The following is a 15245-nucleotide window of genomic DNA, read 5'->3' as shown; positions in this document are numbered from 1 at the left end:
TTTTTGCAACACGTTTTGTCAGGCTGAGGTTCTCGAAGCCCACGCAAAAAATGATTTCCACTGCAATCGGGGCTATGGGTTTCTACATCAATCAAAACTTTGTCAGAGTTTGAGGCTTTGACAAAGTTTTCTTTAATTTTTCAATATTCCAAAGAATGAATTGGATTTCCAAGATTTTCAACAAACAAAATACCTTTCTCTTTTTACTGATTGCGATGGTTGTCTTGGCGAAAGTCATTCCTTTTCACGAGTCTTACAACCAATATTTTAATTTAGCGGGATTCATAGATTGGGGAATTGCAGGGATTTTTCTGTTGTATGGATTGAAGCTCAACCTCAAAGAAGTTATAAAAGATGTCTCCAACTGGAAACTGCATTTGCTGATTCAGTCGGGAACATTTATTATTTTTCCTTTATTGACATTGATATTTTATCCGTTTCTGAAAGACACGGCGTATTACAATGTTTGGCTTTCGGTCTTTTTTTTAGCGAGTTTGCCTTCCACGGTTTCATCATCTGTCGTAATGGTCTCCATTGCAAAAGGGAATATCACTTCAGCTATTTTCAACGCTTCAATTTCCGGAATTATTGGGATTGTAATGACACCGCTTTGGATGAGTTTTTTCCTCACAGGAAACGATGAATCTGGCAATCAATCAGAAATCATTCAGCAGTTGTTGCTCAAAGTTTTATTACCGATTATTTTAGGAATTTTACTCAATCCAATATTTAAAAAATGGGTGACAAAATATGCCAATATCATTTCAGAATTTGACAGACTGATTATTTTGCTCATCGTTTACGAAAGTTTTTCAACAGCTTTTATCGAGAATATTTTTGTTGCTGTACCCTCATTTGTGTTTCTTGCGTTGGCTTTTAGTGTTATCTTTTTGTTTTTTGCAACCTATTATATCCTGAAATTCATAGCAGAAAAACTGAACTTCAAACCGAAAGATGTCATCACAACAACCTTCTGTGGTTCAAAGAAATCCTTAGTTCACGGGAGTTTATTCCTATTGGTTTTAGGGATTCCGGATGACCGGAAAGTTTTGTTTCTGTTGCCGGTAATGATTTACCATAGTTTTCAATTATTCTATGTAAGTTGGTTGGCCAATAAAATCGCAAAAAGAATCGAAATTTAATGTAACAATTTAACAATCTAGCAGTTTAACAATTTTCAACAACTCAATATGTTACTTTGATAAGTTTTACACCTTTATGAACTTTAAGATAAACAATTGATCAAGAAATCTTCGTGGATTTTATGTTCAAATTTCAGCTAAATTCACTTGAATCTAAAAATAAATCTTAATTTTAAATTGACCTTAAAAATTAACCTTATGAAAAAAATATTAACGATTTCTGCCATAGTATTTTCTTCTATTTTCTATTCCCAGGTACAGAAAGTAGAGCCCGCATTCTGGTGGAGCGGGATGAAAAATCCTGAACTTCAATTATTAGTTTACGGAAAAGATATCAAAGATCTTCAACCCGAATTCTCAAGCGGAATCAAAATCAAAGAAGTCAAAAAAGTTGAAAACCCGAATTACCTTTTTGTAACGATTGATACAAACGGTGTTCAGCCCGGGAAAACAAAACTCAACTTCAAAAACGGAAACAAAACCGTTAAAACCATCGATTACGAATTCAGGCAAAGACAACAGAATTCTGCAAACAGAGATTCTTATACGTCCGCAGATGTGATGTATCTGATAATGCCGGACCGTTTTGCCAACGGCAATCCAAAAAATGACAATACACCTGATACAGCCGAAAAATCAGACAGAACTAAAAACGGCGGACGTCATGGTGGCGACATTGCAGGAATTGTAAAAAATCTGGATTATCTTCAGGAATTAGGCGTTACCACGATTTGGAACACACCTTTATTGGAGGATAATGAGCCTTCTTATTCTTACCACGGCTATGCACAAAGCGATTATTACAAAATAGACCCGCGTTACGGAACCAACGATGATTACAAGAATCTGGCTGACGAACTCCACAAAAGAAAAATGAAACTCGTGATGGATTATGTGACCAATCATTGGGGTTCAAAAAGCTGGATTATCAAAGATTTGCCTTCCAAAGACTGGATCCATTACTGGAACGGGCAGGAAAATGGTTTCCAGAGAAGCAATTACAGAATGACCACGCAGTTTGATACGAACGCTGCGAAAGTTGACGAAGCTGCTTGTATGGACGGCTGGTTTGATACGACAATGCCGGATATGAACCAAAGCAATCCGATGGTCGTCAATTATATGGCTCAAAATGCGATCTGGTGGATTGAATATGCCGGTCTGGACGGTTTCCGTGTGGACACCTATTCTTACAACGATAAAAAAGGAATTGCAGATTGGACAAAAAGAATCACGGATGAATATCCGAAATTCAATATTGTTGGGGAGGTCTGGATGCACGATCAGGCGCAAATGTCTTATTGGCAGAAGGATTCCAAGATTGCAGCGATAGAAGGTTACAATTCATATTTGCCATCGGTAATGGATTTTACGCTTCATGATGCTCTTGGTCAGGTTTTTCGAGAAGATTCCGGCTGGGATTCCGGGATGCAGAGAGTTTATGACAATTTTGCCAACGATTTTCTTTATCCAAATATCAATAATATTTTGGTCTTTGCTGAGAATCACGATACGAATAGATTCAACCAAATATTTCCAAAAGTCGAAGATTACAAATTAGCAATGAGTTTGATTTTGACCATTCGTGGAATTCCGCAATTGTACTACGGTTCCGAGATTGGAATGGCCGGAGATAAAAATAATGGCGGCGATGGTGAAATTCGTAAAGATTTTCCAGGAGGCTGGGCTGGCGACGCAAATAACGCATTCACGAAATCAGGAAGAACAGCTTCTCAAAACGAATATTTCGATTTCACCAAAAAACTTCTGAACTGGAGAAAAGGAAACGAAGCAATTCACTCAGGAAAAACCTTGCATTACATTCCAAACAACAACGTTTATGTTTACTTCCGATACAAAGATAATAAGAGAGTAATGGTTGTAATTAATAACAATAAAGAAAACCAGAATCTGGATTTGAAACGTTTTTCTGAAGGTCTGAAGAATTTCACAAAAGGAAAGGATATTATTTCCGACAAAGATTTTGAGTTGAAAACAAATTTGTCTGTTCCTGCAAAATCTTCATTAATTTTAGAATTGAAATAATTGAAATTCAAAACCGGGAAAATATAATTGAGTTTCCGAACAAATTTTTACATTCGTTTAATGATATTTTGACTATGAAAAATCAATTGCAATTGGCCAATCGCTTTCGGGAAGTTATCCTGAATGGAACCTGGATTGCGAATACAAATTTTAAAGACCATCTGGAAAATTTGGATTATAAAATAGCTACGGCCAAGTTTCAGAATCTGAATACGATCGCTATTCTTGCACAGCATATTCATTATTATATCAAAGGAATTAAAAATGTGTTGCTTGGTGGAGATTTGGAAATAAGAGATAAATTCAGTTTCGATTTTCCACCCGTAGAATCTCAGGAGCAATGGGAGGGTTTTCTTGATGATTTCTGGAAAGATTCTGATGATTTTGCAAAATTGATAGAAAATTTACCTGAAGAAAAACTCGATGCAGATTTTGTCGATGAAAAATACGGAACATACATCAGAAATCTTGACGGTATGATAGAGCATAGTTATTATCATCTTGGTCAGATCGTGTTAATCAAAAAAATTATAGAAACTAAAAAATAAGATCAAATGAAGAAAATAATTTCACTCTTTCTACTGTCATCGTTCTTAATATTTTCGAATTCAGTTTTTGCCCAGAAAAAAGGATTTTATGAAAATGTTCAGAAAAAGAATATTAATAAATTACTGGACGATTTCAATACATTTGCAGCTGATGCAGATTTTGATAAATATTTCGATTGCTTTGCAGAAGAATCGACTTTCATCGGAACCGACGCCACCGAGGTCTGGAACAAGAAGGAATTCAAAGATTGGGCAAAACCCTATTTTGATAAAAAAACAACCTGGAACTTCAAATCATTAAAACGAAATATCTATTTCAGCAAAGACGGAAATTTTGCTTGGTTTGACGAGATTCTGGACACACAAATGAAAATATGCAGAGGTTCAGGCGTTCTCGAAAAAGTCGGTGGGAAATGGAAAGTGAAACAATATGTTTTATCAGTAACTGTTCCAAATGAGGTCGTAGATGAAGTGACAAAAATTAAAACTCCTATTGAGGATGCAATGATTCATAAATTAAAAATTACAAAATGATATCAAAACAAAGTAATACAATATTTACAAAAAAAATAAAACCCAATCTCTCCATTGCTCAGATTATCAATATGAGTATGGGATTTTTGGGAATCCAGATGGCGTTTGGTTTACAGAACGGGAATGCCAGTAGAATTTTGGCGAATCTTGGTGCTGATGTTCACGAGCTGTCCTGGTTCTGGCTGGTTGCACCAGTTACGGGATTGATTGTTCAGCCAATTATCGGACATATGGGGGACAATACCTGGAGTCCGTTAGGAAGAAGAAAACCTTACTTTTTGATTGGTGCAGTTCTGTGCGCAATCGGATTAGTTCTCCTTCCAAATGCTGCTTCTGTGACTCATCTTATTGCCGCCAATGTATTATTGTTGGCAGTGATTTTCCTGGCAATGATGGATGCATCTATCAATGTGGCTATGGAACCTTTTCGTGCGTTGGTAGGAGATATGCTTCCAAAACATCAGGGAACGATTGGGTTTTCCGTACAGACGATTTTGATTGGAATTGGAGCGGTAATCGGTTCTTATCTTCCGGATTGGCTAACCAGACTAGGAATCTCGAATGTTGCTCCGGAAGGCTTTGTAGCGGATAATGTGATTTTCTCTTTTTATGTTGGCGCAGGATTTTTGATTCTGACCATTCTATACACAATTTTCACAACTAAAGAATATTCTCCGGAGGAATTTGCGTCTTTTGAAGACGGAAAAGAAGTTGCAGAACCATCTAAATTCTCAGATATATTCAAGGATTTTGCTAACATTCCGACTCAGATGAAGAGACTAGGAATTGTTCAGTTCTTCTCTTGGTTTGCTCTGTTTACAATGTGGGTTTTCACAACAAGTGCCTTGGCAACGCATCATTTCGGGTTATCGCCGGAAGATACACATTCAGAAGCTTTCAATAATGCTGGAGATTTGACAGGGAAATTATTCGGAATGTATAATCTTTGGGCAATTCCGTTTGCGTTTTTACTGACTCCAATTGCTAAATTCCTTGGCAAAAAACAGACTCATGCTTTAGCTTTATTGGCAGGAGGTCTGGGATTGATATCGATGTATTTTATAAAAGATACATCATTACTTTGGGTTTCGATGATAGGATTGGGATTTGCTTGGGCAAGTATTTTGGCAATGCCCTATGCAATGTTGATAGAAGTGATTCCGCAGAGAAAAATGGGCGTCTATATGGGGATTTTTAATTTCTTCATTGTCATTCCTCAAATCATTAACGGAATTTTCGGTGGACCGATCGTCTCCAATATTTTTGGGAAAATGGCAATTGATTACATTGTTGTTGGCGGAATCTGTATGTTGATTGGTGCTGTCGTAACAATGGTTTTCATCAAATCAGAAGACGAAACTCCAAAAGAAATCGAAGAAGAAATCCAGCAGGTTCATTTTTAATAATAAATTGAATTGTCACACTGAGCTTGTCAAAGTGTCTAAAATACAAAAATCCACCAATCGGTGGATTTTTCGTTTTTCTTGGAAAGAATTAGGTCAGAAATTAAAATTAAGCACCAAAACCTCATATTCTAAGTAAAATTTTAGACATCGTAATTTTTTAAGCTTTCATAAATTGAAAATCAATACCTTATGAGGTTTTTCTGTTTTGATGAATATCGTATAAAAATCAATATTTTGTAGATTATTGATACTGTTGAAATGAATTTTTTGCAAAAATATTAAGGTTTATTGAAATTAGTTTATACATTTGTACCGTTCAAAACAAGAAAATGAATAACTCAATAATTATTATTGTCATTTCTGTCATTATCGGATTCCGGTGGTGAGCGATGGCTTGTGATAATTTTTGAAAATTGAAATACTACAGACCATTCTCATCACGAGAATGGTTTTTTTATTTAAAACAAAACATTTAATAAATATAAAAACCGATACAAAATGTATTACAATGACAACAGTGTTCTCTTCTTTGATGGGGAATATGTGAAAGCAAAAGAAGCCAAGACCGACTTGTACGGTCAATCGTTACACTACGGATATGCTGTTTTCGAGGGGATCAAATCTTACAAAACAGCTAATGGGACTAAAATTTTCAAAGCAGAGGAACATTACGACAGACTTAGAAAATCTGCCGAAACGATGATGATGCCTTTTGATTATTCTACCAAAGAAATGGTAGAAGCAACTTACAAATTATTGGAAATTAATAATCTGAGTAATGCATATATCCGTCCGATTGTCATTTGTTCTCCGAATATGTCTTTGTCAAAAGGTCAAAAAAGTTATCTCGTAATCGAAGTTTGGAATTGGGATAACGGTTATCTCGCCAACAAAATGAGAATTATGACGTCTTCATTTGAACGCCCGAATCCAAAAGCTTTCAAGGTCGAAGCAAAAGTAAGCGGTCATTATGTGAACTCGATTTTAGCTTGTCAGGAAGCTAAAGATAAAGGGTTTGACGAAGCGTTGGTCCTGGATGCTGACGGAAATGTAGCTGAAAGTTCAGGAGCCAATATCTTCTTTGAGAAAGACGGAAAACTTTTTACACCTGCAAAAGGAAGTATTCTTCCGGGAATTACCAGAGCGATAGTTTTTGAAATCTGTGATAATCTGGGAATCCCTTACGAAGAAAAATTTTTCAAACCGGAAGAAATGCAGGGTACAGATGCGGGCTTTTTCTGTGGAACAGCAGCCGAAATTGTAGCATTAGATTCTTTGGATAACATTCCTTTCAAACTGAACTGGGAAGACAGTTTATCAGCGAAAATTCAGACAGCTTATCGTCATTTTGTATTAGAAGAGGATTATTCATACCTAAAAAGCAAGAATTTAATTTTAGAATAAAATCATAAAGTCCCAACGGGACAATTTATCAAAGGATAGGATGAAATCCTATCAAAAAAATACGACAGAAATTACCTGTCAAAAAAATAAAATATGTCAGAAAATTTAAACAAATATTCCAAAACCCTCACAAAAGACCCGACTCAGCCTGCAACCCAGGCCATGTTTTATGGGATTGGATTTCAAAAAGAGGATTTCGACAAAGCACAGATTGGAATTGCAAGTATGGGTTATGACGGAAATACCTGTAATATGCACCTCAATGGTCTTGCGGAGATTGTAAAAAAAGGTGTTAAAGAACAAAATCTTGTTGGATTAATGTTCCACACCATCGGAATCAGCGACGGAATGACCAACGGAACCGACGGAATGCGTTATTCCCTTGTAAGTCGCGACATCATTGCAGATTCCATCGAAGCCGTTTGCGCAGGACAATATTATGACGGATTGATTACTGTTCCGGGCTGTGACAAAAATATGCCGGGTTCTCTGATGGCAATGGCTCGTCTTGATCGTCCTTCTATAATGGTTTATGGCGGAAGTATTGCGCCGGGACATTACAAAGGCGAAGATTTGAATATCGTTTCAGCTTTCGAAGCGTTGGGAAATAAAATCGCAGGTAAAATTTCAGAAGAAGATTTCCAGGGCGTGATTCAGAATTCCTGTCCAAGTGCAGGAGCTTGTGGCGGAATGTACACAGCCAATACAATGGCTTCCGCAATCGAAGCACTCGGAATGAGTTTGCCTTATTCCTCGTCTTATCCGGCTCTCAGTCGTGAAAAAAAAGAAGAATGTCAGTTTGCCGGGCATTACATTAAAATTCTTTTAGAAAAAGACATTAAACCATCGGATATCATGACGCCAAAAGCTTTCGAAAATGCTTTGAGGCTGATTATGATTCTGGGTGGAAGTACCAATGCGGTTCTCCATTTTATAGCCATTGCAAAATCCATCGGATACGATTTGACTTTAGATGATTTCCAAAAAATCAGTGATGAAACACCATTTTTAGCCGACCTTAAACCAAGTGGTAAATACCTGATGGAAGACCTTCACAAAGTGGGCGGAGTTCCAGCCGTGATGAAATATCTATTGGATTTAGGCTTGCTTCACGGTGATTGTTTGACGGTTACTGGAAAAACCATTGCGGAAAATCTGGAACATGTTACTTCAATTATCGACAGACAGCAAAACATCATTCACGATATCAAAAATCCAATCAAAGAAACCGGACACATCAGAATTATGTACGGAAATCTTGCCGAGAAAGGTTCTGTTGCAAAAATCACAGGAAAAGAAGGCGCTTATTTCAAAGGTACAGCAATAGTTTTTGACGGCGAAAAAGAATTCATCAAAGGTATCGAAGATAAAAAAATTAAGGAAGGAAACGTCGTGGTAATCAAAAATGAAGGTCCAAAAGGCGCACCCGGAATGCCGGAAATGCTGAAACCGACTTCCGCTTTGATGGGTTCAGGTTTAGGCAAAAATGTCGCATTGATTACCGACGGAAGGTTTTCAGGAGGAACGCACGGTTTCGTTGTTGGTCATATCACGCCGGAAGCTTTTGCAGGAGGATTGATTGGCTTAATTAAAGATGGAGATGTGATTGAATTGGATGCCGAAAAAAATACCATCAACGCATTGCTGTCAGACGATGAAATCGCCAAAAGAAAGGCTGAGTTCCAACAACCGGAATACAAAGTGAAAAGCGGTGTGTTGTACAAATACGCCAAATCTGTAGCAGATGCCTCACAAGGTTGTGTCACCGATTTGTAAGATAATGATGAATAAGATATTATTTGGGGCAGCTATTTCCGTCTTCCACTCCCGCTTTTTTGCTAACAAAATGAAGCAATAAGTTGAACTATTTGGTCATCGCAAAAAGAGCTCCGTTCAAGCCGGGCTGCAATCGTATTGCGTTCCAAAATAATGTTTTAACTAGAATCCGAAGGATTTAATATAAATCTAGAGGTGAAATTTGAAAACAGGAAAAAAACTCAAAACGAATCCGAAGGATTCAATATCAGTAGCCGTAGGTGAAACCTATGGAAAGAAAACCAAATAAATCAGAACCCGAAGGGTTCAACTTTCTAAGGAAAAAATATTAAAATGAATAATACCATTTCACAAGTAGAAAACACAGAATTAGAGCAACCGAAACCAGTAGAAATATCCGGTTCCAAAGCCGTTTTAGAAGCTCTGTTGCAGGAAAATGTACATACAGTTTTCGGTTATCCCGGTGGCGCAATTATGCCGATTTATGATGCTTTGTACGACTATTCCGAAAAACTGAAACATATTTTGGTTCGACACGAGCAAGGTGCCATTCACGCTGCACAGGGATTTGCAAGAACTTCCGGAAAAACGGGGGTTGTATTTGCAACCAGTGGTCCGGGAGCAACCAATCTGGTGACAGGTTTAGCGGATGCAATGATAGACAGCAATCCGATTGTTTGTATTACAGGTCAGGTTTTTGCCTCGCTTTTAGGAACGGATGCTTTCCAGGAAACCGATGTCATCAATATCACAACGCCGGTTACCAAATGGAATTATCAGGTAACCGATGCAACCGAAATCCCGGAAGCAATTGCCAAAGCTTTTCATATCGCAGGTACGGGTCGACCAGGTCCGGTTTTGATTGATATTACCAAAAATGCCCAGTTGCAATTATTCGAATATTCGGGGTATAAAAAATGCAATCATATCAGAAGTTACCGCCCGGAGCCGGAAATCAGAAATGAATATATCGAACAGGCCGCAGAATTGATTAATCAGGCAAAAAAGCCATTTGTTCTGTTTGGACAAGGGGTGATTTTGGGAAAAGCCGAAGAAGAATTCAAAGCATTTATTGAAAAAATCAATCTTCCTGCGGCAGCAACTGTAATGGGATTGAGTGCGCTCCCAACCAGCCACAAGCTACACGTCGGAATGCTGGGAATGCACGGCAATTACGCACCCAATGTAATGACCAACGAATGCGATGTTCTGATTGCGGTCGGAATGCGTTTCGATGATAGGGTTACAGGTCGTTTGGATAAGTATGCGAAACAAGCGAAAATCATTCATCTTGATATTGACCCGGCTGAAATTGATAAAAATGTGAAGACCACCGTTCCGGTTTGGGGAAATTGTAAAAAGACACTTCCGATGCTGACAGCGCTTCTCAAAGAAAACGACCATTCAGCTTGGTTGGAAAAATTCCGTGAGTTGGAAAAAGAAGAAATCAAAGAGGTCATTCAAAATGAACTGAATCCCACAACCGATGTAATGACAATGGGAGAGGTTATCAAAGTTTTGAATGAATTAACAAATGGCGATGCAATAATCACAACCGATGTTGGTCAGCATCAGATGGTGGCGTGTCGATATGCTCAATTCAATAATTCTAAATCCAGTGTAACCTCAGGCGGATTGGGAACAATGGGATTTGGTTTGCCGGCTGCAATCGGCGCTTGGTATGGCGCACCAGAAAAAACAGTGGTTGCAATCATTGGAGATGGCGGATTCCAGATGACGTTGCAGGAATTAGGAACCATTATGCAGTTCGGAGCGAAGGTCAAAATCCTGATTCTAAACAATGAATTCCTCGGAATGGTAAGACAATGGCAACAGCTGTTCCACGACAGGCGTTACTCTTTTGTAAATATTACGAGCCCGGATTTTGTAGCCGTTGCAAAAGGTTATTACATCGATGGACAAAAAATATCAGAAAGAAAAGACCTCAAAACAGCTTTGGAAACAATGATAAATCACGATGGAGCTTATCTTTTGGAAGTAATGGTTGGGAAAGAAAATAACGTTTTTCCAATGGTAGCTCAGGGGACTTCGGTATCAGAAATCAGACTTAAATAAATTTATAATTATTTATAAAATAATTCAAAGAGACTAGGAAATAGATTATCAGTTCTAATAAACTTTGCTAAGTTTTACGCCTTTGCGAACTTTAAAACATTGAATTAAATAAAAAAACTTTGTGGACTTTGCGTTTAAAAAATCTGCAAAATATTTCCAACTTTTTGGAGCTTTAACTTATCATAAAATGGAAAAACAAGAATTTACCATCACATTATACACCGAAAATTCTGTTGGATTAATTGGCAGAATTTCAGGGATTTTTTCACGAAGAAAAATCAATATTGAGAGTTTGAATACGTCTCCTTCCGAGGTGGAAGGTATTCACAGATTCACAATTCTCATTAATGAAACCGAAGAAGTCGTGAGAAAACTCTGCCGTCAGCTGGAAAAACAAATCGACATTCTGAAAGCTTATTTCAATACAGATGATGAGATTGTCTGGCAGGAACAGGCACTTTACAAAGTTCCCGCAAATGTGGTGACAGAAAAGGTCTATGTAGAACGATTGCTTCGTCAGTATGGCGCATCTACAGTTGTGATTCGTCAGGATTACATCGTTTTTGAAACGGCAGGACATCGGGAAGAAATCGACCGGTTAACTGAAGAGCTTAACAAATACGGACTCATCGAATTCGTGCGTGGAGCAAGAATCGCTATCATCAAAAACAGCGCAGGAATCCACGAAAAAGTCCTCGAGTTTGAAAAAAGAGAACCATCTCCCGAACTTATTGAAAACGAATATCTCGATAAAAGAGACGATGTTTTCACAATGTAAATAAACAATCAAACTTTGTTGAGCTTAAGCGCCTTTATCTCAAAGTTTTTATTGAATTCAAAGAAATCGATGAATCTTCGATTTGTGAACTTAAAAACATTCAATTGTTAAAAAAACTTTGTGCGCTTTGTGTTTAATTTTCAATAAATATTCAAAATAGAATTTAAAAATCAAAAAAATATTAATCCTAAAAAGTAGTTACGGTAATCTTTTTACTTGATACTTTTTACTTTTTACTTAAAAATATGGCAAATTATTTCAATACCTTATCACTCAGAGACCAGTTGCATCAGTTAGGACAGGCGGAATTTATGGACAGTTCAGAGTTTTCTGATGGCGTTTCTGCATTGAAAGGAAAGAAAATCGTAGTGGTTGGCTGCGGCGCTCAGGGGCTGAATCAAGGTCTGAATCTCAGAGACAGCGGACTAGATGTTTCTTACGCACTACGCCAGGAAGCAATCGACGAAAAGAGAGATTCGTGGAAAAACGCAACCGAAAATAATTTCAAAGTCGGAACTTACGAAGAACTGATTCCCACTGCAGATTTGGTCATCAATTTAACGCCTGACAAGCAACACACTTCGGTAATCAATGCGGTTCAGCCTTTGATGAAACAGGGTGCGACATTGTCCTATTCACACGGCTTCAATATCGTGGAAGAAGGGATGCAGATTCGTAAAGATTTGACGGTAATTATGGTCGCTCCAAAATGCCCGGGTTCCGAAGTTCGTGCCGAATATCTGCGAGGTTTCGGTGTTCCGACGCTGATTGCCGTTCATCCTGAAAATGACCCTCAGGGAAAAGGCTGGGCAGAAGCAAAAGCATATTGTGTAGGAACAGGCGGTCACAAAGCCGGTGTTTTGAAATCCTCTTTCGTGGCAGAAGTGAAGTCCGATTTGATGGGAGAACAGACGATTTTGTGCGGACTTTTGCAGACAGGTTCTATTCTTTCGTTTGACAAAATGGTCGAAAAAGGAATTGATGCAGGTTACGCTTCCAAATTGGTTCAATACGGTGTTGAGGTCATTACAGAAGCCTTGAAACACGGCGGTGTAAGCGGAATGCTGGACAGACTTTCTAACCCTGCGAAACTAAAAGCCTTTGAATTGTCAGAAAAACTGAAAGATATTATGCGCCCGCTTTTCCAAAAGCACCAGGACGATATCATCTCCGGCGAATTTTCCAAAACAATGATGGAAGACTGGGCAAATGGTGATGCCAACCTTTTGAAATGGCGTGCAGAAACAGGAGAAACAGCTTTTGAAAAAACACCGGCAGGTGATGTGAAAATCGAGGAGCAGGAATATTTTGACAATTATCTTTTGATGTCGGCCTTCATCAGAGCGGGTGTTGAACTGGCTTTTGAAACAATGGTTGAAGCCGGAATCAAGCCGGAATCCGCTTATTACGAATCGCTTCACGAAACCCCTTTGATTGCCAATACCATCGCACGAAAAAAACTGTTCGAGATGAATCGTGTGATTTCCGACACTGCAGAATACGGCTGTTACCTGTTCGACCAGGCTTGCAAACCTTTGTTGGCAGATTTTATGAAGTCGGTGGATACAGATTTGGTTGGAAAAGACTTCAACGAAGGCAAAAAAACTTCGGTTGACAACGCTCAATTGGTTTATGTGAACGATGTTTTGAGAAATCATCCGGTAGAAATTGTCGGTAGAAAACTGCGCTCTGCAATGACGGCTATGAAGTCCATCAAAACTGTTTAAAATAATAATGATTTGGGCAACTTAATCCGCCTTCCGCTCCCAATCTTTTCACTCCACTTCGTTGCGTAAAAAGGATTTCCGCTCAAGTCGGGTTGCGAGCAATTCGATGTTTAAAACCAACAGCATTTTTGTCATTTCGTAGAAATCTCAGCAATAATTTTAAAATACTAAGTCTAGATTCCTACGGAAAGACAAATTATATGCAAAACCTTTTCTAAGCGAAGCGGCTTTGTGAACTTAAAGCAGTTAGTTAATAAAAAATCTTTGTGCACTTTGTGTTCAAAATTGATTCAAAAAACTTAAATAATGTCAACCCCAATCATCCACATTTCAAACCTGAATTTCCAGTATGATAAACCCATACTGAACCATTTCGACTGGGAAATATCTTCCGGGGAATGCTGGATGTTAGGCGGATTAAGCGGAAGCGGGAAAACAACCTTAGCCAAAATCATTTCCGGAGAAATCAAAAATTTTGAAGGAAAATTTGAGGTCAATTTTAATGAAAATTTAAACTTGAAGAGGAAAGTTCTGTACGTTTCCAATTGGTTTCAGTTCACTAATCTGGAAGGCGACCGCAATTTTTATTATCAACAGCGATATAATCAATTTGCTAAAAATGATACACCCACTGTTTTTGCAGAGCTGAATCATTTTGGAAAAGAAGAAAATCTTGATTTTGGAATTTTGGAATCCTATTTAGAACCTTTTGGATTTGAAAATTTTAAAAATCAGCAATTGATAGAATTGTCAAGCGGCGAACACAAGAAATTACAATTACTGAAAGCACTTTGGCTAAAACCTCAGGTTCTGATTATCGACCAGCCTTACACAGGGTTGGATACCAAATCGAGACAGTTTTTGAATCAGGCTTTTGATAATTTAATTCAGGAAAATGTCACATTGATTTTGATAAATAACGATGTCGAATATCCTGAAAGTGTTCAGTATTTTGTAGAAATAGAAAACGGAAAATTAGTTCACAGAAACTCTCCAAAAGACTTTTCCAAAGGCGAAGAAAGAATGCCAAAATCGCTTCCTTTTTTCCTTCAAGACAATCAGGAAAACGAACAGGAAAGTCTCATCAAACTGGAAAATATCAATATTTCTTATGGTGAAAAACAAGTACTGAGAAATATCGATTGGGAAGTCAATTCCGGTGAGCAATGGCTGTTGCAGGGTCACAATGGCTCGGGAAAATCAACATTGCTCAGTTTGTTGAATGGTGACCATCCGCAGGCTTATGTCAATGAGATTTATCTTTTCGGGCAAAAGCGGGGAAGCGGTGAAAGTATCTGGGACATTAAAGAAAAAATCGGAATGATTTCGCCTGAGTTGCATTGGTATTTCGATATGAATGCGAATGTCGGACAAACCATTGCTTCCGGTTTTTTTGATTCGATGTCGTTGTTTCAGAAATTGAGTTTTAGTCAGCAACAACAATTGGAGCAGATGCTGCATTTCTTCGATTTGAAAGATGATAAAAATAAGAAGTTAAATACTTTACCGCTTGGGAAACAACGTTTGGCTTTACTCGCAAGGACATTGATTAAAAAACCAAAGCTTTTGATTCTTGATGAGCCTTGTCAGGGAATGGACAATGAACAGACACAATATTTTAATCAGGTAATTGATGATTTGGCAGGCCAGGGACAATCGTTGATTTACGTTGGACATTTTGAATCTCAATTACCAAAAAAACTCAGTCACAAACTCGTTCTGGAAAACGGAAAAGTGAAAATTAATAGTTCATTTGAATTATTAAAACATTAATCATATTAATTGAAATTGATTTGTCAAAGTTAAAA

General features: G+C 37.9%; 11 protein-coding genes. All 11 read left to right on the top strand.

Features of this window, described 5'->3' with window-relative positions:
- The first annotated feature begins 155 nt into the window (after positions 1-155).
- Positions 156-1142, top strand: a complete 987-nt coding sequence (locus tag K319_RS0118740) for a bile acid:sodium symporter (RefSeq protein WP_034672176.1) — start codon at positions 156-158, stop codon at positions 1140-1142.
- Positions 1143-1340: 198 nt separating this feature from the next.
- Complete coding sequence (locus tag K319_RS0118735; protein ID WP_027385006.1) at positions 1341-3188, top strand: glycoside hydrolase family 13 protein; 1848 nt, start codon at positions 1341-1343, stop codon at positions 3186-3188.
- Positions 3189-3262: 74 nt separating this feature from the next.
- Entirely contained in the window at positions 3263-3736 is a 474-nt protein-coding gene (locus K319_RS0118730) for a DUF1572 family protein (RefSeq protein WP_027385005.1), read from the top strand.
- A gap of 6 nt (positions 3737-3742) precedes the next feature.
- Entirely contained in the window at positions 3743-4270 is a 528-nt protein-coding gene (locus tag K319_RS0118725; protein WP_027385004.1) for a nuclear transport factor 2 family protein, read from the top strand.
- Positions 4267-5673 carry an MFS transporter gene (locus K319_RS0118720; RefSeq protein ID WP_185092690.1) on the top strand — a complete coding sequence of 469 codons (1407 nt, stop codon included), beginning with the start codon at positions 4267-4269 and terminating at the stop codon, positions 5671-5673. The genes K319_RS0118725 and K319_RS0118720 overlap by 4 nt, the downstream gene beginning before the upstream one ends.
- A 501-nt stretch (positions 5674-6174) precedes the next feature.
- Positions 6175-7080: a branched-chain-amino-acid transaminase gene (ilvE, locus tag K319_RS0118715; RefSeq protein ID WP_027385002.1), complete on the top strand. Its 906-nt coding sequence runs from the start codon at positions 6175-6177 to the stop codon at positions 7078-7080.
- A gap of 93 nt (positions 7081-7173) precedes the next feature.
- Positions 7174-8856, top strand: a complete 1683-nt coding sequence (gene ilvD / locus K319_RS0118710; protein ID WP_027385001.1) for a dihydroxy-acid dehydratase — start codon at positions 7174-7176, stop codon at positions 8854-8856.
- A 333-nt stretch (positions 8857-9189) separates the two neighbouring features.
- Entirely contained in the window at positions 9190-10932 is a 1743-nt protein-coding gene (gene ilvB / locus K319_RS0118705; protein WP_034672174.1) for a biosynthetic-type acetolactate synthase large subunit, read from the top strand.
- Between the two features lie 187 nt (positions 10933-11119).
- The gene (gene ilvN, locus K319_RS0118700; protein ID WP_027384999.1) at positions 11120-11710 is read left to right on the top strand and encodes an acetolactate synthase small subunit; all 591 of its coding nucleotides are present in this window, start codon (positions 11120-11122) and stop codon (positions 11708-11710) included.
- A gap of 245 nt (positions 11711-11955) precedes the next feature.
- Positions 11956-13437, top strand: coding sequence for a ketol-acid reductoisomerase (gene ilvC / locus K319_RS0118695; protein WP_027384998.1), 1482 nt, complete (start codon positions 11956-11958; stop codon positions 13435-13437).
- 306 nt (positions 13438-13743) lie between these two features.
- Entirely contained in the window at positions 13744-15210 is a 1467-nt protein-coding gene (locus tag K319_RS0118690; protein ID WP_027384997.1) for an ATP-binding cassette domain-containing protein, read from the top strand.
- Positions 15211-15245: the final 35 nt, after the last annotated feature.

The organism is Epilithonimonas caeni DSM 17710 (assembly GCF_000426465.1).
GTDB classification, from domain to species: Bacteria; Bacteroidota; Bacteroidia; order Flavobacteriales; family Weeksellaceae; genus Epilithonimonas; species Epilithonimonas caeni.
Note: the sequence above shows the minus strand (reverse complement) of the source record. Positions and strands in the feature narration are given on the sequence as shown.

Excerpts from the sequence above, each read along its gene's own strand:
- ilvD (WP_027385001.1), top strand. The coding sequence starts at position 7,174 with ATGTCAGAAAATTTAAACAAATATTCCAAAACCCTCACAAAAGACCCG.
- K319_RS0118740 (WP_034672176.1), top strand. The coding sequence starts at position 156 with ATGAATTGGATTTCCAAGATTTTCAACAAACAAAATACCTTTCTCTTT.
- K319_RS0118720 (WP_185092690.1), top strand. The coding sequence starts at position 4,267 with ATGATATCAAAACAAAGTAATACAATATTTACAAAAAAAATAAAACCC.
- ilvB (WP_034672174.1), top strand. The coding sequence starts at position 9,190 with ATGAATAATACCATTTCACAAGTAGAAAACACAGAATTAGAGCAACCG.
- ilvC (WP_027384998.1), top strand. The coding sequence starts at position 11,956 with ATGGCAAATTATTTCAATACCTTATCACTCAGAGACCAGTTGCATCAG.
- K319_RS0118735 (WP_027385006.1), top strand. The coding sequence starts at position 1,341 with ATGAAAAAAATATTAACGATTTCTGCCATAGTATTTTCTTCTATTTTC.
- K319_RS0118690 (WP_027384997.1), top strand. The coding sequence starts at position 13,744 with ATGTCAACCCCAATCATCCACATTTCAAACCTGAATTTCCAGTATGAT.
- ilvE (WP_027385002.1), top strand. The coding sequence starts at position 6,175 with ATGTATTACAATGACAACAGTGTTCTCTTCTTTGATGGGGAATATGTG.
- ilvN (WP_027384999.1), top strand. The coding sequence starts at position 11,120 with ATGGAAAAACAAGAATTTACCATCACATTATACACCGAAAATTCTGTT.
- K319_RS0118730 (WP_027385005.1), top strand. The coding sequence starts at position 3,263 with ATGAAAAATCAATTGCAATTGGCCAATCGCTTTCGGGAAGTTATCCTG.
- K319_RS0118725 (WP_027385004.1), top strand. The coding sequence starts at position 3,743 with ATGAAGAAAATAATTTCACTCTTTCTACTGTCATCGTTCTTAATATTT.